Below are 18,349 nucleotides of genomic sequence, written 5' to 3' on the forward strand. Positions count from 1 at the left end.
GGTGGTTCTTCATGTCCACGATCGTGGTGGGGTTCGACGGTTCCGGCCTGGCCCGGCGCGCGGTGCACTTCGGTGCAGAGGAGGCGTCCCGTCGTGGCGCGGCCTTGCAGGTCGTCCACGCCGTACGCGCTCCCCTGCCCGAGCCCGTCTTCACGCCGATGTCCATCCCGGTGCCGGAGTTCGTCACCGAGGAGACGATGTCCAAGGCCGCCGAGGACCATCTCAACGAGCTGGCGGCCGAGATCAGGCAAGGCTGGCCGGAGCTCGAGGTCGCCACGCACGTGCGCATCGGCCGCCCGGTCGACGTTCTCGCCGCCGAACCCGGCGACCTGCTCGTGCTCGGCTCCTCCGGTCGCACGGGCATCGCGGAGATGTTCCTGGGCTCCACCGCCATCGAGCTCGTGTCGACCGGCGGGCGTCCTGTGATCGTGACCCGTTCCGGCCCTGTCGACGGCCGCGTGGTCGTCGGCGTCGACGGCTCCGAGACCTCCACGGACGCGATCGCGTTCGCCTTCGAGCACGCCGCCCGCCACGGCCGTGAGCTGCTCGCCATCTACGCGTGGAACGACGTCGGCTGGGCCGAACTCCCCGAGCAGGACTTCGACCACGTCCGCGTCGACCTGGCCAAGTCGCTGGACGAACAGCTGGCGCCCCACGCCGCGCGGTGGCCGGATGTGCATGTGGCACAGGAGGTCGCGTTCGACGCTCCCGCCCGCGCGTTGCTCCAGGCGGCTGATGGCGCGGCCCTGATCGCCGTCGGCAGTCACGGCCGTGGCGCGGTGAGGCGTGCAATTCTGGGTTCGGTGAGCCACGCTGTGCTCCACCACGCGCCGTGCCCGGTCGCCGTGGTTCATGGGAGGTGACGTGACATGCGCGGGTTAGCTGCCGTGCTGCTGTGCCTGGTGCTGGCTTCGTGCGGCCAGGTGCCGCCGCCACAGGCGCCTGCATCGAGCACTCCCACCACCGACACGTCCACGCCGAGCATTCCGGCGCCGCTGCCGCCATCGTCGACTCCGCTGCCGACGACCACCACGCCTTCGCGGGCGTTGGAGCCCGGGATGACCACGGTGCGGGGCACGGTGTCGGCCGGCGTCGAGTCCGGCTGCATGATCCTGAACTCCGGCGGTGAGCAGTACCTGCTGCTCGGCGCCGACCCCGCGATCGCGGTGGCCGGTGCCTCGGTGGAGGTGACCGGGCGGGCTGATCCCGGTGGGATGACCACGTGCCAGCAGGGCACGCCGTTCCACGTCACGAGCACCCGGCGCGGCTGACTCCACCCGTTCGGGTCACGCTGCGCTGCGCCGGTCAGCGGATGATGGGCCAATGGAGAGCGGAGAGCCGGACAGACGGCTCGAACTGGTGTTCTCGGAGTCCCTGCGGGCGCTGAGCTACCAGCAGGGCGCGCTCGACAACCTCCGCTCGCGGGTCACGCTGCTGACCGCGGGCGCGGCTCTCGTCAGCTCCTCGTTCGTCGGCACCGCGTTGCAGAGTCCGCGCTGGGGAGCGGCCACGGTCGTCGCGATCGCGGCGATGACCGGCGTTCTCGCGCTGGCCCTGGTCATCTGCGCACCGATCTGGCGGTGGACGTTCCTGTCCAGCGCGTCGCGGCTGCTGGGTGCGGTCGACCTCGGGCACGACCTCGACTCGATGCGACGTCATCTCGCGGCCGACTTCGAACAGTGGCTCGACGCCAACGAGAAGAAGCTCCGCAAGCTGCAGTGGTGCTTCGTGGCCGGCCTCGTGCTCCTGCTCGTCGAGGTGTCGGCGTGGTGTGTGCAGCTCGCCCAGATGAAGGGGTGGCCGTGATGGCCGGGAAACCCGATGAGACCGATGGTTCCGCCGAGATCGGTCCGGCGTGGCCGGTGGTGGGCCGAAGCATGATCAATCACAACGCCCCCAGTGCCGAGCCGACCGGCCAGTTCCCCGCCCCGGTGGGCAGTGCGCCCCGCGAAGACGTCCGGGCCGGTGCGCGGTGGCCTAGGGTCGCGCTCGTGCTGACCGGGCTGGTGCTGCTCGTCGCGGCGATGGCGGTGCTGGTGGTGCTCGTGGTCCTGCCGTGGTTCTCCTGACACCGTTCGGCCCCGCTCCACTCGGGGAACGGGGCCGGGAAACGGGGCCGGGAAACGGTGCCTACTTCTTGAGCGCCTCGCGGAGGAACGCCACGGCCTGGTTGATCGCGGCCTCGGCGGCATGCGTGCCGCGCAACGCGTTCAGCATCACGAAGTCGTGGATCGCACCCGCGTACCGGACGGCGGTGACGGGCACGCCGGCCTCGCGCAGCTTGTCGGCGTAGGCCTCGCCCTCGTCGCGCAGCACGTCGGCCTCCGCGGTGATCACGAGTGCCTGCGGCAGGCCGGCGAGCTGGTCCCTGGTGGCGCGCAACGGGGACGCGGTGATCTCGGCACGCTCGACCGGGTTCGTCGTGTACTGGTCCCAGAACCACTGCATGCCGTCGCGGCGCAGGAAGTAGCCCTCGGCGAACTGCAGGTAGGAGTCGGTGTCGAAGGACGCGTCGGTCACCGGGTAGAAGAGCACCTGGGCCTTCAGCGCGATGTCGCCGCGTTCCTTGGCCTGCAACGTCAGCGCGGCGGCCATGTTGCCGCCGACCGAGTCACCGGCGACCGCGACGCGGGTCACGTCGAGGCCGTACGAGGCGCCGTCGCTCTGGATCCACCGCGCGGTGGCGTAGTTCTGGTTGATCGCGACCGGGTAGCGGGCTTCGGGCGAGAGCGAGTAGTCGGGGAAGACGACGGCGGCACCGGCACCGACGGCGAGCTCGCGGACCAGGCGGTCGTGGGTGTGGGCGTTGCCGAAGACCCAGCCGGCACCGTGGATGTAGAGGATGACCGGAAGGTCACCGGTGACCCCTGCCGGCTTGACCACGCGAACCTTGAAGCCGTCCAGCTCGACCCACTGCTCGTCGATCCCGGGCTTGTCCACCGCGCCCGACTGCACCTCGTCGACGGCCTTGCGGCCCTCCTCGGGGGCGATCTCGAACAGGAACGGCGGCGTGGCGGTGGCGGCGGCGAACTCGGCGGCGGCGGGTTCGAGGACGGGGCGCTTCATGGCTTCCTCCTGGCGTTCCGGGGTGATGCCATAAAGCTAGTGCGCGATTAAATCGTGCACAATGTAATCACGGCCTCATCGGAGGCGGAAATAACGACGGCCCCTGCCCGAACGGGGCAGGGGCCGTCGCCGAACGCGCCGTACTAGCTGACGGTGAAGCCCGCCGTGGCGCCGGTGAAGCCGGTGATCTTGCCGGTCCAGCCGCTCTTCTCGTCGCCGTGGTGCACGATCCGGTAGGTGCCGGCGGGGGTGTCCGCCGGGATCTGCCAGGTGATCGTGGCGTTGGAGAAGGCGATGCCGACCCGTTCCCACTTGTAGCGCGTCGACCAGTCACCGTCGTCGGCGACGCGCGTCCACTGGCCGTTCACCTGCCGCTGCACCTCCAGGAAGGTGTGGTTGCGGTGCAGGTTGTTCTTCGGGTGGCCGGTGACGAACACGGACGTGACGGTCTCGCCGCGCCCGTAGGAGGCCTTGGGCGCGGTCAGGACGTCGCCGTACTTCTTGTCGGCGGGCTTGTCGTCGAGCACGACACCGGTCTGCAGGTTGATGTCGGTGAACGGCGGCTTGCCGGGGTTCGGACCGGCAGGCAGGGAGGTTCCCGCCTTCATCGACGCGGCGAGCTTGCCGAACTCCTGCTGGTAGGCCGGGGTCGTGTTGCGGCCGAACAGGGTGGAGCCGCCCTCGTACTGCTGCGAGTCGTACTCCTCCGGCGTGGTGACGTACTGGCTGTAGTCGTTGGCGTAGCCCTGGATCAGCACGTTCCGCAGCGGCACACCGGCCTCGGCTGCCACCGTCTTGCGGATGCGCAGGCCCGCGGTGATCGTGACCTCACCGGGCACCGCGACGAGGTGCAGCTGTCCGATGCGGACGATCTGCAGCGGCACGATGTTGGGCGTCGCGCCGATCAGACCCGTCGGCACCAGAGAGGCCTTGGGGAACTGGCAGTCCCGCAGCCACTGCGGAACCTCCATCTGCAACGGCTCGAAGAGCTTCTTCCACGGCGACTGCATGCCCTCGGAGAAGCCGGGGATCGCCGGGCCGTCCTCGATGCTGCCCGCCATCGTGGACGCGCCGACGACTCCCGAACACGTCGTGCCGGGCTGACCGGTGTCGGTGTAGCGGCCCTCGACCCGCACGGCCGACATGTCCACGAACCGCATGCGCGAGTCGACACCGCCCGACATCGCGGACTGCGGGCCGCGGTAGACCTCCTGCGCCTTGCGGTTCTGGCGCTCGCCGATGACGCGGGCGTTCTCCCACTCGTTCTCGGTGGGGCCGGAGCCGGGCTTCAGGTTGAGGTTGGGCGACATGTCGCCCGCGTTGGTGTTCGGGAACGCCGCCACGAAGTCCGCGGTGTTGTCGAGGTACCGCACGCCTTCGTCGTCGTGCTCCCACTGGTACGCCGCGTAACCCTTGTTGTCCGGGCTGATCAGCGTGTTGGCGTTGGTGATCGACGTGTTGTGCGTGGCGAACCAGCTGATCGCGCCGACGTTCTCGGTGCCCTGCCTGAACTTCAGCACCGTCATCTGCGGGTCGATGCCGGCCGGGAAGGCGCCCTTGTCGGGGTTGCGGTCGAACGCAACGCGCGAGCGGTTGACCGACGCGTTCGTGAGCTCGCCGATGCCGAGGCTGATCGAGCCGGGCCGCACGTCGTCGTGCGCCTCGACGACCGACTCGGTGATGCCGTCGACCACGGCGGCCAGCGCCTGCGGCTGCATGCCGAGGATCGACAGGTTGTAGGCGAGGTTGTGCGACTGGCCGCCGGGGCCGCTGTGCGTGTGCGTGGCGGAGAGCAGCAGGTTCTCGCGGGTGTAGGTGCTGCCGTACTTGGCCTGCAGCTTGGTGAGCACGCCCTCCTGGACCGCGCGGAAGATCATCGCGAGGTCGGCGTTGACGTACGCGACGCGCTTGTTCGTGGCGCGGTCGACCACGACGTAGGCCCGCGACCGCAGCCGTTGCTGGATGCCCGTCGTCTTCTGGTCGAACTTGGAATAGCCCATCATGCCGTTCTCGGCGGCCGGGCCGGTGACGTCGGAGATGCCCCGGCCCACCAGGTAAGGCTCCGGTTCCGCCCACGCGAACGGGCCGCTGACCAGCGCCGCACCGACCAGTGCGGCGACCACCGTCAAGACTTTCGTCCGCATGAGCACCCCGCTAAGTGAATGGGATTCACATTTCAGGGTTGACGGTAGGTGATCCAGACCACTTCGAGCAAGTCACCGCGAGTGCGTTGGCCGTGACGACGAGCAGGATTCCAGCCCAATGGTGGAGTGCGAGCGTCTCCCCTAGCACCACGAGCCCCGCCAGTGCCGCCAGCACCGGGTGCACGCTCATCGCAAGCCCGAACAGGCGCGCGGGCACCTTCCGCAGCGCGATCACGTCGACGGCGTAGGGCACGACGCTGCAGAACACGCCCGCGCCGACCGCGTACAGGATCGACATCCCGGTCAGCTTCCCGTGCAGCACCAGCAGCACCGCGACCGGGACGTAGAGCATCGCCGACATCGCGGTCGCGACGGCGGGCGCCTGCAGACCGGGCAGCCGGGCGCCGACCAGGCGGTTGAGCAGGATGTACGCGGCCCAGCAGCCCGCGGCGAGCAGGCCGAGCCCGACGCCGACGTAGTCGCTGCTGGGGCCCGGCAGCACCAGCACGTACACGCCGGCCGCCGCGATCAGCACGAACAGGAAGTCCCGGCGGGTTCGTGAGCCGGCGAGCGCGATGCCGAGCGGCCCGAGCACCTCCAGCGTGACGGCGAGGCCGAGGCCGATGCGGTCGATCGCCATGTAGAGGCTGAGGTTCATCGTGGCGAACACGAGCCCGAGCGCGAGCGTCGGCCACCACTGCGCCCAGGTGAATCTTCGCAGGTTCGGCCGGGCCATCGGGAGCAGCACCGCGGCGGCCACGAACTGGCGCACCGCCACGACACCCGCCGGGCCGATGGCGGCGAACGCGTGGGCGCCCACGGCGGCGCCGATCTGGTTGCTGGCCGCGCTCGCGGTCATCGTGGCGAATCCACCGAGGCTCTTCATACCGCCCAGCCTGCGGTCCGGGCTTTGATACGGGAAATGCATCGGCCGCGTCACCTATACGCTGGGCGCATGGATCTGCGGCACCTGCGGGCGTTCGTGGCGGTCGTCGACGCGGGCACGTTCACCGACGCGGCAAAGGAACTCGACCTGACCCAGGCGTCGGTGTCCCGTTCGGTCGCCGCACTGGAGGCCGCGCTCGGCGTGCGGCTGTTGCAACGTTCCACCCGGCACGTCGCGCTCACCGCCGTGGGCACCCAGGTGCTCGACGGTGCCCGGCGCGTGCTGGACGAGGTCGCCCACCTGCACCGGATCGCGTCGCAGTCGCTGACCGAGCTGCGGATCGGCTACGCCTGGGCGGCGCTCGGCAAGCACACCCGGCGCGTCCAGAAGGCCTGGGCCGCCGAGCATCCGGGGTTGCCGCTGGTGTTCGTGCAGTCGAACTCGCTGACCGCCGGGCTCGCCGAGGGCATGGCCGACGTCGCGGTCGTGCGCAGGGCACTCGACGACACGCGGTTCGAGACGGCGTTGCTCGGCACCGAGCGGCGCTACGGCGTGGTCGCGACGGACAACCCGTTGGCGCGCAAGCGTTCGCTGAAGCTCGCCGACCTCGCCCGCTACTCGCTGGCGGTGGACGACCGGACCGGGACGACCACCCTGGACCTGTGGCAGCCCGGCAAGGCCCCCGCCGTCGTGCGCAACACCCACAGCGTCGACGAGTGGCTGACGCTGATCGCCGCCGGGCAGGCCGTCGGCATGACGGCGGAGGCGACCGCGAGCCTGAACCCGCGTCCCGGCGTGGCCTACCGTGCCGTGGTGGACGCGCCGCCGATCGCGGTGTGGCTGGCGTGGTGGAAGGACCAGCCGCCACGGCACCTCACCGACCTGATCACGCTGGGGTGCGACGCCTACCGCGCGGTGTGAGGAATCGCTGCCAGACCAGGGAAACGAGTAACGACAACGAGCCCGGCGCCGACCCGCAGGCATGAGGTTCTTGATCGCACCTGTGCTCCTCGCCCTCCTCGCCGCGGGCTGCACCCCGGAGGTCACCGGGTCCGGTTCGGCGACCGGCCTGCCGGAGACGACCACCCCGGAGACGACCACGACCACGACGGCGGCCGCCCTCGACGGGGTGCCTCCGGAGCGGTACGAGGGCATGCCCTCGCAGTACTGCGAGCAGCCCTTCACCGGCGCGCTCGGCAAGCAGATGCTGGCTGTCGTCGTGGAGACCCCGCAGGGTCGGCTGAACTGCGATCAGGCCGGGGCGGTGCTGTTCGACTACTACGCGCAGCGCGCGGAGCCGAAGACGGGCCTGCCACCGATCGACATCGGGCCCCTGTCGTGCAACCAGGTCGCCGAGGGCATCATGCCCCAGGTCGTGTGCGCCGACGGGGAGAACGTCATCTACTCGATGTGGCCGCAGACCTGACGCCGGCGGGGGTGGGCAGGTCGATCCCGCCCACCCCGCGACGTCAGTCCGTGCCGAACTCCATGGCCGCCGCGTCGAGCAGCTCGTCGGCCGCCGAGACCTCACCGCGTGAGGCGATGGCCTCCGCGCCGCCGTCCGGCACCTCGCCGATCAGCTGGGTCGGCTCCGGCAGGGCCGAGATGAGCGCCGACTGGCGGGTGCCGACCATGCCGAGACTCGCGAAGAGCTCCAGCTTGGCGCGCGAGTCCGCGATGTCGAGGTTGCGCATGGTCAGCTGGCCGATGCGGTCGACCGGGCCGAACGCCGAGTCCTCGGTGCGCTCCATCGACAGCTTGTCCGGGTGGTAGCTGAACGCCGGGCCGGACGTGTCGAGGATCGAGTAGTCGTCGCCCCTGCGCAGCCGCAGCGTGACCTCGCCGGTGACCGCGGCGCCGACCCAGCGCTGCAGCGACTCGCGCAGCATCAGCGACTGCGGGTCGAGCCAGCGGCCCTCGTACAGCAGCCGGCCGAGCTTGCGGCCCTCGTTGTGGTAGGCCGCGACGGTGTCCTCGTTGTGGATCGCGTTCACGAGGCGGTCGTAGGCGATGAAGAGCAACGCCATGCCGGGCGCCTCGTAGATGCCGCGGCTCTTGGCCTCGATGATGCGGTTCTCGATCTGGTCGGACATGCCGAGACCGTGGCGGCCGCCGATGGCGTTCGCCTCCAGCACGAGGTCGACGGCGTCGCCGAACTCCTTGCCGTTGATCGTGACCGGGCGGCCCTGGTCGAAGCCGATGGTGACGTCCTCGGTCGCGATCTCGACCGACGGGTCCCAGAACTTGACGCCCATGATCGGCTCGACGATCTCGATGCCCTCGTTGAGCAGCTCGAGCGACTTGGCCTCGTGCGTCGCGCCCCAGATGTTCGCGTCGGTCGAGTACGCCTTCTCGACGGACGAGCGGTAGGGCAGGTCACGCTCCAGCAGCCACTCGGACATCTCCTTGCGGCCGCCGAGCTCCGTCACGAACGCGGCGTCGAGCCACGGCTTGTAGATCCGCAGCGACGGGTTCGCGAGCAGGCCATAGCGGTAGAACCGCTCGATGTCGTTGCCCTTGTAGGTGGAGCCGTCGCCCCAGATCTGCACGTCGTCGTCGAGCATGGCGCGCACGAGCATGGTGCCCGTGACGGCCCGCCCGAGCGGCGTCGTGTTGAAGTAGGCGCGGCCACCGGACCGGATGTGGAACGCGCCGCAGGCCAGCGCCGCGAGGCCTTCCTCGACGAGCGCGGAACGGCAGTCGACGAGACGCGCGATCTCGGCACCGTACGTGCCCGCGCGACCGGGGACGGTCTCGATCTCGGGCTCGTCGTACTGGCCGATGTCCGCGGTGTACGTGCAGGGCACTGCGCCCTTCTCACGCATCCACGCGACCGCGACGGAGGTGTCGAGACCACCTGAGAAGGCGATGCCGACGCGTTCGCCGGCGGGAAGTGAAGTGAGCACCTTGGACACGTTGAGAATTATGCACGACGATGTATGGGCATGCACATCGGGGTCTCTGTTAGTTGCGCCTCAGCCCTGTCGCCACAGCTCAGGGACGCCATCCAGGGGCGGGTCGAGCTCGTCGGCCTTGGCCTGCATGCGCTGGATGCTGCCCTCGTGTTCCATGGAGCGCATCGCCGTGATCGCCGCATACAGGTGCGCACCCACGTACGGATCCTGCTCCTTGCGTTCGGAGACCTCACCGAGCGTGGCGTTGTACATGGCGTCCGTCATCGCCGCGAGCAATGCGCGTGCGCGCGGGGCGACCCCCTTGGGTGCGGAGGCGTCGATGATCGGCGTGACCCGTTCCCACACCTCGTCCGGCGGGCCGGGCGGGTACAGCTGGTTGAGGCCGAGCAGACCGTTCTCCAACGCGCCCATCACCAGCCAGATCTCGCCCTGGTCGTCCGGCAGCAGCCGTTCGACGGCCTCGGCGTCGCGCCGGAGGTAGGCGATGGCGAGCCGCAGACCGGTGGCCTGGCTGCGGTTCTTGCTCGCGGGCTCTTCGAACCACCATTGTTGTTGCGCGGTCCTGGGGAACATGTCCGCAGTGTGCGCTCTCGATCTCGATTTGGCCCGATGGTTTAGGTAAGCCTAACCAAACGTGTACGTTGCTGGCATGTCGCGTTACTCCGCCTTCGACCGGTTCACCCTCAAGGCCGCCACCAAGGCCGCCGAGATGATGATGGCCCCGGCCAACCGCCGCGAGGTCTTCGACCAGTTCGTCATGACCGTCACGGCGGTGACCGAACTCAGTGACCACATGCGCCGGATCACCTTCCACGCGCCGGAGTTCGCGTCGTTCGCGGTGACCGGACCCGACGAGTACTTCGGCCTGCTGATGGCGACCGGCCGCGAACTCGTCATGCCGGCCGACGACCGCATCAACGTCCGCACGTCGTTGCGCGCGATGCCCGAGGACACGAGGCCGGACCTGCGCTGGTACACGGTCCGCGCGCACCGGCCGGACGTGGCCGAGATCGACGTCGACTTCGTCGTGCACGGCGACGCCGGCCCCGGCACGCGGTGGGCGCGGCGCGCGATCGCGGGTGACAAGGCCGGGTTCCGGGCGGGCGGCTCCGCCTACCGTCCGCCCGCCGGTGGGTCGGTGCTGCTCGCGGCCGACGAGACAGCGCTGCCCGCCCTCGCCGCGATCCTCGAGGCCGAGACGCGGCCGGTGCACGTCTTCGTCGAGGTGCCGGACGAGTCCTACCGCGTCGACCTCGACGTGGAATGGGTGCTGCGCGGCGACGCCGAGCCGGGATCTGCCGTACTGAAGGCGATCCAGGACAAGGCGCTGTCCACTGTGGACTACGCGTGGGCGTGCGGGGAGTCGGCGCTCGCGACCGGGGTACGCCGGCACCTGGTCAAGGAGCGCGGGGTGGACCGCAAGGCGATCATGTTCAGCGGGTACTGGAAGGTCGGCTCGGCCCGCATGTGAGACGCCCGGCGACCCGTCGCACGCGGGCCGATGAGAGCGCGACCCCGGGACGTGACCGATTCCGTTCCGGGTTGTTAATTTCCCGGTACGGCAAAGATTTGGCGAAGTACCTAGACGTGAAGGTGCTTCATGTACCACCTTCAGCCTCGCAAGCCTCGCTCCCCCTGCATCCCGGAGGCCGCTGTTGAGGAAGAAACTCCTGTCCGCGCTCGCCGGAGCACTGCTGATCACGGCACTGTTCCCCGGCATCGCGCTCGCTGACCCGCCCCGGGCCATCCCCGCCAACCACGAGGCGGCCGACGGCAAGTGGCAACCGGCGTTCGACTACGACGGTGACGGCTGCTACCCCACCCCGGCGATCTCGCCGACCGGTGACATCGCGCCCGGCCTGAAGAACTCGGGCGCCCTGAACGGTAACTGCCACGACCGGTCCGACCTGGACAACACCAACTCCTACAGCCGTTCCAAGTGCAACAACGGCTGGTGCGCCTACCTGTACGACCTGTACTTCGAGAAGGACCAGGCCGTGCCGCTCTGGGACTGCTGCGGCCACCGCCACGACATCGAGCACGTGGTCGTCTGGGTGCAGAACGACGTGGCCCAGTACGTCTCGACGTCGGAGCACGGCAAGTACAAGACGCACCCGCGTGCCAACGTGCAGTGGGAAGGCACCCACCCGAAGATCATCTACCACAAGGACGGCGCCAGCACGCACTGCTTCCGTCTCGCGGGCGCGGGCGAGCAGGCGGAGAACCACTACGGGGTCTACCAGTACCCCGCTCTGGTCAGCTGGGACCGCTACCCCGCCGGCGTGCGCGACAAGCTCGTGAACGCGAACTTCGGCAGCGCGTCCCTCGCGATCAAGGACGGCGCGTTCAACCACAACCTCGGTCAGGCGAAGCCGGCCGGCATCGCGTTCGACCCGAACGCGTAGGTCACTTCGCCACCCGGTCGAGCCACTCGGCCAGGAGGACCCGTTCCGCTGGAGACAGCATCAGGGGCGGGTCCTCTTCCAATGCGACGCGCAGTGCGATCGCCCGGCTCGGGATGTCCGTCGGCCCGTTCGGCGCGGCGTCGGTCGTGATCGCCCTGATGACCTGCTCCCGCGAGAACGTGATGAGCTCCAGGTCGCGGTCCTCCTCCGGCGTCGCCAGCAACGCCAGCACCACGCCCATGCCCGCCGCGTGCACGAACTGCGCCGCCTGTTCCACCGGGACCGTCAGGCGGCCCGCCGCCGCGATGCGGCTGATGATCTCGCGGAGCATCGCGTCCGCCTCCAGCCGCGCCGCACGCCTGCGCGGCTCGCCGTACATCAGCAGGTAGAACGCGGGCCGCGCCAGGCCGAAGCCGATGTGCAGGTCCCACCCCCCGCGCAGGTCGTCGACGGGGTCGCCACCGACCCCCATCGCGTGCTTGGACGCGAGGTAGTCGGAGAAGCCGAACCCCGCCACGGCGTCGAGCAGCCCGTCCTTGTCGCCGAACAGCCGGTACAGCGTCGGCGCCTGCACTCCCGCGGCCGCGGCCACCGCGCGCGTGGAGACCGCTTCCTTGCCGCCCTCGATCAGCAGGTCGGCCGCAGCCTTCACCAGACGCTCTCTCGTGTCCATGTAACGACGATAACACGTGAGCGGTAGCGCTGATTTGATATCAGTGATACGTTTCTGTGGGTAACAGCGGAAACAGCAGCTAGGAGCACTGACATGACTCGCGTTGCGATCGTCACCGGCGGATCGAGGGGCATCGGGCGGGCAGCCGCCGAACGCCTCGCCGCCGACGGAACGGCCGTTGTCATCGTGTACGCCGGCAACAAGACCGCCGCCGACGAGGCCGTGGAGAAGATCAGGGCCAATGGCGGCCAGGCCGTCGCCGCGCAGGCCGACGTCGGCGACGAGGAGGCCGTCACCGCCGCGTTCGAGCTGGCCGAGGAGACCTTCGGCGGCGTCGACGTCGTGGTGAACTCGGCGGGCATCATGCCGCTCGGCACCGTGGCGGACATGGACCTCGACACGTTCGACCACATCATGCGCACCAACGCCCGCGGCACGTTCATCGTGAACCAGCAGGCCGCCCGCAGGCTGCGCGACGGCGGCGCGGTCATCAACGTGTCGTCGTCCGTGGTGGGCCTGCGCTTCCCCCAGTACGGGGCCTACGCCATGTCCAAGGGCGGCGTCGAGGCGCTGACCCTGATCCTCGCCCGTGAGCTGCGCGGCCGCGACATCACCGTGAACACCGTCGCGCCCGGCCCCACGGCCACCGAACTGTTCCTCGACGGCAAGGACCAGGCGGCCATCGACACCCTCGCGAAGCAGCCGCCGCTGGAGCGCCTCGGCTCGACCGGCGACATCGCGGAGGTCATCTCGTTCCTGGCCGGTCCCGCCCGCTGGATCAACGGCCAGACCATTCGTGCGAACGGAGGCATCATCTGATGGGCAAGGTCATCGTCGTCACGGGAGCGTCCAGCGGCTTCGGCGCGCTGGCGGTCCGCAGGCTCGCCCTCGCCGGTAACACGGTCTACGCGGGCATGAGGGAAACCCTCGGCCGCAACGCCACCGCCGTCGCGGACCTGAAGGCCTTCGGGGTCGAGAACAAGGCCGACGTGCACGCCGTCGAACTCGACGTGCAGTCACAGGAGTCCGCGGACGCCGCGATCGGCTCGATCGTCCTGGAGCAGGGCCGCCTGGACGTGGTCGTCCACAACGCGGGCCACATGGTCACCGGCCCGGCCGAAGCCTTCACGCCGGAGCAGTACGCGAACCTGTACGACGTCAACGTCCTGGGCACCCAGCGCGTGAACCGCGCCGCCCTGCCGCACCTGCGAGGGCAGCGTTCCGGCCACGTCGTGTGGGTCGGCTCGAGCTCGACGCGCGGCGGCACTCCCCCGTACCTGGCCCCGTACTTCGCGGCGAAGGCGGCGATGGACGCGGTCGCCGTCTCCTACCGCGCCGAACTGCTGCGGTTCGGCATCGAGACCACGATCGTCGTGCCGGGCGCGTTCACCCACGGCACCAACCACTTCACGCACAGCGGCGCGCCCGCCGACACGTCCCGCGCCTCGGAGTACGAGGAGCTCTACCCCGGCCTGATGGACCAGGTGGGTCGCCGCCTCGCCGAACTGGAGCCCTCTTGGGCGGACGTCGGCGCCGTGGCGGACGCGATCGTGGACGTGGTCGGCGCCGCGAAGCCGCCGTTCCGGGTGCACGTCGACCCGTCCTCCGACGGCGCGGAGGTCGTGAACGCGGTGGCGGACCGGGTCCGTGGCGAGTTCCTGCGCCGGGTGGAGCTGGCGGACTTGATCTAGGGCCTCGCCGCTGTTGAGCGCGGAGACGATAATGAGGGCCGTCCGCATGGACGGCCCTCATCAGCCGGCGCGCTTCAGGCGAGCGGCGCGACGATCAACGCTCGCCGAGCTGCCACTCCGGCCGCACGTAGTGACACGTGTAGCCGTTCGGGTAGCGCTCCAGGTAGTCCTGGTGCTCCGGCTCGGCCAGCCAGAAGTCCGACTCCTGGGTGACCTCGGTGACGACCTTGGCCGGCCACTTGCCGGAGGCGTCGACCGCGGCGATCGTCTCCTCCGCGATCTTCTTCTGGGTGTCGTCGGTGTAGAAGATCGCCGAGCGGTAACCGGCGCCGATGTCGTTGCCCTGGCGGTCGCGGGTCGACGGGTCGTGGATCTGGAAGAAGAACTCCAGGACCTGCCGGTAGCTGAGCTGCTCGGGGTCGAACACGATCTCGATGGCCTCGGCGTGGTTGCCGTGGCGGCGGTACGTGGCGTTCGGCGTGCTGGGGTCGCCGGTGTAACCGACGCGCGTGGAGACGACGCCGGGGTGGCGGCGGAACAGGTCCTGCATGCCCCAGAAACAGCCGCCCGCGAGAACAGCCTTCTCCGTCACAGTGTCACTCCTCTTCTCGGTGTTCACTCAGGAGAACGTTCGGTCTCCCCTGGTTCATCCCCGTCAGGTTGTGACGTAACCATTACGGACCTGGCTTCGATGACTTCGCCCAGGTAGCGCACCACGACGGCCACGGCGGCGGCGACCGGGACGGAGAAGAACGCGCCCGCGATGCCGTAGAGCGACGTGCCTGCCGTGACGACGAGCAGGACGACCGCCGCGTGCAGGCGCAGGCTGCGCGACTGCAGGATGGGCTGCAGCACGTTGCCCTCGACCTGCTGCACCACGATGACGATGATCAGCATGATGATGGCCGTGGTCAGGCCGTTGCTGACGAGCGCGACCAGCACGGCCAGCGCACCGGCGATGAACGCGCCGATGATCGGGATGAAGCCGCCGAGGAACGTCAGCGCGGCCAGCGGCACCGCCAGCGGCACGCCGAGGATCATCAGGCCCGCCCCGATGAAGATCGCGTCGATCAGCGACACGATGGCCTGGCTGCGGATGAAGCTGCCGAGCGTGACCCAGATCCGCTCCAGCACCGTCGTGACGTGCCCGCCGGCGCGCTCACCGATCAGCCCGCGGACCCACGGCGTGAACCGCATGCCGTCCTTGACGAAGAAGAAGGCCAGCAGCAGCGCCACGATCCCGGTCACCAGGCCCGAGGTCACCGCGCCCGCGCCGGTCAGCAGCCCGCCGGCGATCGACCCGATGCTGGACTGGATCTGGTCGACGCCCTGCGAGATGAGCCGGTCGAGATCCGTGTCGCGCAGGTTGAACGGTGGCCCGGACGCCCAGTCCTGCAGTTGCCTGACTGCCCTCTGCGCGCTCTGCGCGATCTCCGGCACACCGGACGCGATCGACGACGAGATCGCCGCGATGACCCCGCCCAGCACGCCGAGCCCGACGAGCAGCACGATCGTCGCCGCCAGGGCCGAGTTGAGGCCCTTCGACATCATCCATCGCGCCGGCGGCCACAGCACCGTCGTGATCAGCAGGGCGAGCAGCACGGGCATGACGACCACCCACAGCTTCCCGACCAGCCAGAAGACCATCCAGAAGCCGAGCGCGGCCAGCGCCACCCGTAGACTCCACCGCGCGAGCCAGCTCACGCCGTGCCCGATGGCCTCACCCTTGTCCGCCCACCTGCGATCCCGTTCCACGTCCCACAGTCTGTCGTGACCTAGCCCGATCGGGTGGCGGGACGCGCCGAAATCACCCCTGACCCCAGAAGGCGTCCTCCTCCGCCGGGTCGGCCGTGAACAGCCACACCTCGACGACCTTCCCGCCGACGACGCGCATCAGGTCGATCCCGGCTCCGTCCATCGGCGACCTCAAGGCGCAGCTCGACGGCATCAGCGGCAAGGTGCTGACCGAGACGCTGCGGGACCTCGAACGCGACGGACTGGTCACGCGGCACGTGTACGCCGAGGTGCCGCCGCGGGTCGAGTACGAACTGACGGAGCTCGGGTTCACGTTGTACGAGCCACTGCTCGCGCTGTGCCGGTGGGCGGAGGAGCACATCGCCGAGGTGCTGATCAACCGCCAGGCCTACGACGCGCGCTGACGCACGCGAGGTGATCAGGCGGGGGTGAGCACGCCGTCGACGTCCGGCGCGACGGAGCCGCGGATCAGCTTCCGCACGACGGGCAGGCCGGAGAGCCGCAACACCATGTCGCGCAACGTGATCCGCCACGCGGACGAGGGTGCCATCCAGCCGATGAACCGCCGCCCGAACTCCTGGGTGTGCTCCACGGCGGGCTTCATCCGGCCCTGATAGCGCTCGAAAGCGCCCTCGGCACCAGCAGTGAGCTCTTCCGCCAGCACGCAGGCGCCGGTCATCGCGAGTGAAGCCCCGTGGCCGGCGAACAGCGAGACCGCCCCGCACGCGTCGCCCACGAGCACGATTTTGCCGCGATGCCACACCGGCATGTCCACTTGGGACACTTCGTCGTAGTAGACGTCCTTTGGCACCACGGAGAGCAGCGCGGGCGCGACCCAGCCGAGGTCGCCGAACCGCTCCCGCAGCGCCGCAGCCGGATCAGCGGGCAGCTCGGGAGAAGCGGACCGGTAGAGCATCAACGCGGCCATCGCCCCGTCCCGCACGGCGTAGCAGCCGATCATCCGATGCGGCACGGTCAGCATCTGGTAGCGGTGGCCGATCCGAGCGCTCAGCTCCGCGTCCCGGACCGAGAACGCCGCAGTGTGATGCCCCAGATACCGCACGAACGACGGCGACGGCCCGAACACCAGCTCCCGCACCCGCGAATGCACCCCGTCAGCCCCCACGACCAGGTCGAACTCGTCCGAAGACCCGTCGGGGAACGTCACCCGGCCGTCGTCGAAGACAGCGGAAACCGTTGTGCCGTAACTAATCGAGGCTCGCAGGTCGTCGCGGATCACCGAGGCCAGGTCACCGCGCAACAGGCTGATCACCCCGTCCGCGACCGCCTCGTAGGCGGCGGCGGAGATCTCAGCGCGCCGGCGCCCGGAGGAGTCCACGCTGGTCACCGACGAGATCGGTGCCCGCCGCGCCTCCAGCGCCGGCAGCAGCCCCATCCGCCGCGCCACCTCGTGACCCGGCCCGAAGAAATCGATCATGTAGCCGCCCGCGCGGAACGACGGTGCCTTCTCCACCACCGACACGTCCCACCCGGCGCGTTCCAGCCACCACGCGGACGTGAGCCCGGCGATCCCCGCTCCGACGATCAGCGCACGTTGTTGGGCGTTCGACTTAGGCATATGCCCAATCTAACACTACGGGTGCGTGCCTGCGACTGCCCCGCCCACTCGTCCAGAACCAGAGACCGGCCACGACCAGCGCCAGCACACCCAGCCCGAGCGCGCCGTCGGGGATGTCGCCGTCGTCCTGCTGTTGCAACCGCTGGGAGTTCTGCGTGACCGCCTGCGGCACACGGGCGGCAGGCGGCGTGGGTGCGATCGAGGACGGCTGCGCGACCAACGCCAGCGGAATCGCCTCGGTGTCGTTGAAGTCGACCATCCCGGTGGCTTCGAGCACCGTCATGTGGTCGAGCACGGTGTCCATGCAGACCTTGGCGTAGTCACGGATCGCGGTGTTGCGCGTGCCGGTGCGCACGGCGGCGAGGAACTTGTAGACACCGCCGTGCGCCGCCCTGAGCCGATTCGCGAACACAGAGGTCAACCCGTCCACGGCCAACCGCATGATCGACCGCCTGATCACGTCCGGCATGGTCGACCGCGCCCCGAACCCCGCCTCGAAACGCGAGGTCGTGGTCGTCGCGAGCGTGGAGGGCAGCCTGGTCGTGAGCCAGGTGATGTCCCGGCGCAGGGCCGAGATCAGCAGGATCGTCGCCCGCATGCCGGAGCACCTGCGGCACGGCCTGGTCGAGGCGCTGACCGCGTTCGCCGAGGCCGGCGGTGAGCCGCGCTGGTCAGCCCGCGACGAGGCGCCGGAACGGACCCGCGACCACGCGGAAGTCGACTGACGAGTCCAGCGCGCGATGCAGCACCAAGCCGTCGATGGCCGCGCCCAGCAACAACGCCACCGCGTCGGCGTCCTGCACGCCCGAGTCCCGCAACCACTCGGCGACCCGCGTCCGGAAATCAACGACCAGTGCCGACAGCCCGGCCCGCAGCCCGGGCAGCCGGTGCGCGGCCAGGAACGCCTCGGCCAGCAGCAACGACTCGGGATCCGTGCCGGTGAAGCGGGACAGGTCCGCGAAGATCCGCTCGACGCCCTCGGCCGGCGACACCGCCGCCAGCGCCTGCGCCGACTCGGCCAGCGCGCGTGAGGCGAACTGCAGCGCGGCCGTCGACAGCAGTTCGGACACCGACGAGAAGTGGTAGTGCACGAGCGCGGCGTTGACGCCCGCCCGTTCGGCGACCAGCCGCGTGGTCACCGCGCCCCAGCCGACCTCGCCCACGAGCTGTGCGGCGGCGTCGATCAGTTGTTCACGGGTGCGGCGACCGCGGTCGGCTGACTTGGGCACGTGCTC

The 18,349-nt window shown here is 69.7% G+C and carries 23 protein-coding genes; 12 read left to right on the forward strand and 11 right to left on the reverse strand.

Features of this window, described 5'->3' with window-relative positions:
* The first annotated feature begins 11 nt into the window (after positions 1-11).
* The 4 genes from IG04_RS0108515 to IG04_RS0108530 all read left to right on the forward strand — a co-directional run bounded on the left by IG04_RS0108515 (position 12) and on the right by IG04_RS0108530 (position 2,069).
* A complete protein-coding gene (locus IG04_RS0108515) occupies positions 12-863 on the forward strand; it encodes a universal stress protein (protein ID WP_030476005.1) in 852 nt (283 codons plus the stop codon).
* 6 nt (positions 864-869) lie between these two features.
* Positions 870-1,271 (forward strand): hypothetical protein, encoded by a 402-nt coding sequence (locus IG04_RS0108520; RefSeq protein WP_030476006.1) that lies wholly within the window; start codon positions 870-872, stop codon positions 1,269-1,271.
* A gap of 52 nt (positions 1,272-1,323) precedes the next feature.
* On the forward strand, positions 1,324-1,806 hold the full coding sequence (locus tag IG04_RS0108525; RefSeq protein WP_030476007.1) for a hypothetical protein: 483 nt from the start codon (positions 1,324-1,326) through the stop codon (positions 1,804-1,806).
* A gap of 71 nt (positions 1,807-1,877) precedes the next feature.
* Positions 1,878-2,069: a hypothetical protein gene (locus IG04_RS0108530; protein WP_144065148.1), complete on the forward strand. Its 192-nt coding sequence runs from the start codon at positions 1,878-1,880 to the stop codon at positions 2,067-2,069.
* 61 nt (positions 2,070-2,130) lie between these two features.
* Here IG04_RS0108530 and IG04_RS0108535 read toward each other — a convergent pair whose 3' ends face one another.
* From IG04_RS0108535 to IG04_RS0108545, 3 genes are all read right to left on the reverse strand, one after another.
* Positions 2,131-3,066: an alpha/beta hydrolase gene (locus tag IG04_RS0108535; RefSeq protein ID WP_030476009.1), complete on the reverse strand. Its 936-nt coding sequence runs from the start codon at positions 3,064-3,066 to the stop codon at positions 2,131-2,133.
* A 143-nt stretch (positions 3,067-3,209) separates the two neighbouring features.
* On the reverse strand, positions 3,210-5,210 hold the full coding sequence (locus IG04_RS0108540; protein WP_030476010.1) for a neutral/alkaline ceramidase: 2,001 nt from the start codon (positions 5,208-5,210) through the stop codon (positions 3,210-3,212).
* A gap of 25 nt (positions 5,211-5,235) precedes the next feature.
* A complete protein-coding gene (locus tag IG04_RS0108545) occupies positions 5,236-6,096 on the reverse strand; it encodes an EamA family transporter (protein ID WP_051769275.1) in 861 nt (286 codons plus the stop codon).
* 69 nt (positions 6,097-6,165) lie between these two features.
* On the opposite strand from IG04_RS0108545, the gene IG04_RS0108550 reads away from it, so the two are divergent.
* Together IG04_RS0108550 and IG04_RS0108555 are read left to right on the forward strand one after the other, a co-directional pair.
* Positions 6,166-7,017 carry a LysR family transcriptional regulator gene (locus tag IG04_RS0108550; protein WP_030476012.1) on the forward strand — a complete coding sequence of 284 codons (852 nt, stop codon included), beginning with the start codon at positions 6,166-6,168 and terminating at the stop codon, positions 7,015-7,017.
* Positions 7,018-7,078: 61 nt separating this feature from the next.
* Entirely contained in the window at positions 7,079-7,522 is a 444-nt protein-coding gene (locus IG04_RS0108555; RefSeq protein ID WP_030476013.1) for a hypothetical protein, read from the forward strand.
* A 43-nt stretch (positions 7,523-7,565) separates the two neighbouring features.
* Here the strand turns inward: IG04_RS0108555 and argG are convergent, their stop codons facing one another.
* Both argG and IG04_RS0108565 read right to left on the reverse strand, forming a co-directional pair.
* Complete coding sequence (gene argG, locus IG04_RS0108560) at positions 7,566-9,011, reverse strand: argininosuccinate synthase (RefSeq protein ID WP_030476014.1); 1,446 nt, start codon at positions 9,009-9,011, stop codon at positions 7,566-7,568.
* Between the two features lie 60 nt (positions 9,012-9,071).
* Positions 9,072-9,584, reverse strand: coding sequence for a hypothetical protein (locus IG04_RS0108565; protein ID WP_030476015.1), 513 nt, complete (start codon positions 9,582-9,584; stop codon positions 9,072-9,074).
* Positions 9,585-9,660: 76 nt separating this feature from the next.
* Between IG04_RS0108565 and IG04_RS0108570 the strand changes: the two genes are divergently transcribed.
* Together IG04_RS0108570 and IG04_RS0108575 are read left to right on the forward strand one after the other, a co-directional pair.
* Positions 9,661-10,482, forward strand: a complete 822-nt coding sequence (locus IG04_RS0108570; protein ID WP_211257707.1) for a siderophore-interacting protein — start codon at positions 9,661-9,663, stop codon at positions 10,480-10,482.
* 184 nt (positions 10,483-10,666) lie between these two features.
* Positions 10,667-11,416, forward strand: coding sequence for an NPP1 family protein (locus IG04_RS0108575; protein WP_030476017.1), 750 nt, complete (start codon positions 10,667-10,669; stop codon positions 11,414-11,416).
* 1 nt (position 11,417) lies between these two features.
* On the opposite strand, the gene IG04_RS0108580 is transcribed toward IG04_RS0108575, so the two are convergent.
* A complete protein-coding gene (locus IG04_RS0108580) occupies positions 11,418-12,089 on the reverse strand; it encodes a TetR/AcrR family transcriptional regulator (protein ID WP_030476018.1) in 672 nt (223 codons plus the stop codon).
* A 93-nt stretch (positions 12,090-12,182) separates the two neighbouring features.
* Here IG04_RS0108580 and IG04_RS0108585 point away from each other — a divergent pair, with 93 nt between their 5' ends.
* Positions 12,183-12,908, forward strand: a complete 726-nt coding sequence (locus IG04_RS0108585) for an SDR family oxidoreductase (protein ID WP_030476019.1) — start codon at positions 12,183-12,185, stop codon at positions 12,906-12,908.
* On the forward strand, positions 12,908-13,780 hold the full coding sequence (locus IG04_RS0108590; RefSeq protein WP_030476020.1) for an SDR family NAD(P)-dependent oxidoreductase: 873 nt from the start codon (positions 12,908-12,910) through the stop codon (positions 13,778-13,780). Before IG04_RS0108585 ends, IG04_RS0108590 begins: the two co-directional genes overlap by 1 nt.
* A 94-nt stretch (positions 13,781-13,874) precedes the next feature.
* On the opposite strand, the gene msrA is transcribed toward IG04_RS0108590, so the two are convergent.
* Together msrA and IG04_RS0108600 are read right to left on the reverse strand one after the other, a co-directional pair.
* Positions 13,875-14,372, reverse strand: a complete 498-nt coding sequence (gene msrA, locus IG04_RS0108595) for a peptide-methionine (S)-S-oxide reductase MsrA (protein ID WP_030476021.1) — start codon at positions 14,370-14,372, stop codon at positions 13,875-13,877.
* Positions 14,373-14,395: 23 nt separating this feature from the next.
* Positions 14,396-15,535, reverse strand: a complete 1,140-nt coding sequence (locus IG04_RS0108600) for an AI-2E family transporter (protein WP_051769281.1) — start codon at positions 15,533-15,535, stop codon at positions 14,396-14,398.
* 95 nt (positions 15,536-15,630) lie between these two features.
* Here IG04_RS0108600 and IG04_RS0108605 point away from each other — a divergent pair, with 95 nt between their 5' ends.
* Entirely contained in the window at positions 15,631-15,939 is a 309-nt protein-coding gene (locus tag IG04_RS0108605) for a winged helix-turn-helix transcriptional regulator (RefSeq protein WP_084400818.1), read from the forward strand.
* A gap of 14 nt (positions 15,940-15,953) precedes the next feature.
* Here IG04_RS0108605 and IG04_RS0108610 read toward each other — a convergent pair whose 3' ends face one another.
* Positions 15,954-17,114: an FAD-dependent oxidoreductase gene (locus IG04_RS0108610; protein ID WP_030476024.1), complete on the reverse strand. Its 1,161-nt coding sequence runs from the start codon at positions 17,112-17,114 to the stop codon at positions 15,954-15,956.
* Positions 17,107-17,574: a hypothetical protein gene (locus IG04_RS0108615; protein ID WP_144065151.1), complete on the reverse strand. Its 468-nt coding sequence runs from the start codon at positions 17,572-17,574 to the stop codon at positions 17,107-17,109. The genes IG04_RS0108610 and IG04_RS0108615 overlap by 8 nt, the downstream gene beginning before the upstream one ends.
* Between IG04_RS0108615 and IG04_RS0108620 the strand changes: the two genes are divergently transcribed.
* The gene (locus IG04_RS0108620; protein ID WP_051769283.1) at positions 17,555-17,839 is read left to right on the forward strand and encodes a helix-turn-helix domain-containing protein; all 285 of its coding nucleotides are present in this window, start codon (positions 17,555-17,557) and stop codon (positions 17,837-17,839) included. The genes IG04_RS0108615 and IG04_RS0108620 overlap by 20 nt on opposite strands.
* On the opposite strand, the gene IG04_RS0108625 is transcribed toward IG04_RS0108620, so the two are convergent.
* A complete protein-coding gene (locus IG04_RS0108625; protein ID WP_030476027.1) occupies positions 17,786-18,343 on the reverse strand; it encodes a TetR/AcrR family transcriptional regulator in 558 nt (185 codons plus the stop codon). The two genes, IG04_RS0108620 and IG04_RS0108625, sit on opposite strands and share 54 nt — an antisense overlap.
* Between the last annotated feature and the right edge of the window lie 6 nt (positions 18,344-18,349).

It is taken from the genome of Lentzea albidocapillata, from assembly GCF_000719115.1.
In the GTDB taxonomy this organism is placed as follows: Bacteria; Actinomycetota; Actinomycetes; order Mycobacteriales; family Pseudonocardiaceae; genus Lentzea; species Lentzea albidocapillata.

Excerpts from the sequence above, each read along its gene's own strand:
- IG04_RS0108515 (WP_030476005.1), top strand. The coding sequence starts at position 12 with ATGTCCACGATCGTGGTGGGGTTCGACGGTTCCGGCCTGGCCCGGCGC.
- IG04_RS0108520 (WP_030476006.1), top strand. The coding sequence starts at position 870 with ATGCGCGGGTTAGCTGCCGTGCTGCTGTGCCTGGTGCTGGCTTCGTGC.
- IG04_RS0108525 (WP_030476007.1), top strand. The coding sequence starts at position 1,324 with ATGGAGAGCGGAGAGCCGGACAGACGGCTCGAACTGGTGTTCTCGGAG.
- IG04_RS0108530 (WP_144065148.1), top strand. The coding sequence starts at position 1,878 with ATGATCAATCACAACGCCCCCAGTGCCGAGCCGACCGGCCAGTTCCCC.
- IG04_RS0108535 (WP_030476009.1), bottom strand. The coding sequence starts at position 3,066 with ATGAAGCGCCCCGTCCTCGAACCCGCCGCCGCCGAGTTCGCCGCCGCC.
- IG04_RS0108540 (WP_030476010.1), bottom strand. The coding sequence starts at position 5,210 with ATGCGGACGAAAGTCTTGACGGTGGTCGCCGCACTGGTCGGTGCGGCG.
- IG04_RS0108545 (WP_051769275.1), bottom strand. The coding sequence starts at position 6,096 with ATGAAGAGCCTCGGTGGATTCGCCACGATGACCGCGAGCGCGGCCAGC.
- IG04_RS0108550 (WP_030476012.1), top strand. The coding sequence starts at position 6,166 with ATGGATCTGCGGCACCTGCGGGCGTTCGTGGCGGTCGTCGACGCGGGC.
- IG04_RS0108555 (WP_030476013.1), top strand. The coding sequence starts at position 7,079 with ATGAGGTTCTTGATCGCACCTGTGCTCCTCGCCCTCCTCGCCGCGGGC.
- IG04_RS0108565 (WP_030476015.1), bottom strand. The coding sequence starts at position 9,584 with ATGTTCCCCAGGACCGCGCAACAACAATGGTGGTTCGAAGAGCCCGCG.
- IG04_RS0108570 (WP_211257707.1), top strand. The coding sequence starts at position 9,661 with ATGTCGCGTTACTCCGCCTTCGACCGGTTCACCCTCAAGGCCGCCACC.
- IG04_RS0108580 (WP_030476018.1), bottom strand. The coding sequence starts at position 12,089 with ATGGACACGAGAGAGCGTCTGGTGAAGGCTGCGGCCGACCTGCTGATC.
- IG04_RS0108585 (WP_030476019.1), top strand. The coding sequence starts at position 12,183 with ATGACTCGCGTTGCGATCGTCACCGGCGGATCGAGGGGCATCGGGCGG.
- IG04_RS0108590 (WP_030476020.1), top strand. The coding sequence starts at position 12,908 with ATGGGCAAGGTCATCGTCGTCACGGGAGCGTCCAGCGGCTTCGGCGCG.
- IG04_RS0108610 (WP_030476024.1), bottom strand. The coding sequence starts at position 17,114 with ATGCCTAAGTCGAACGCCCAACAACGTGCGCTGATCGTCGGAGCGGGG.
- IG04_RS0108620 (WP_051769283.1), top strand. The coding sequence starts at position 17,555 with ATGATCGACCGCCTGATCACGTCCGGCATGGTCGACCGCGCCCCGAAC.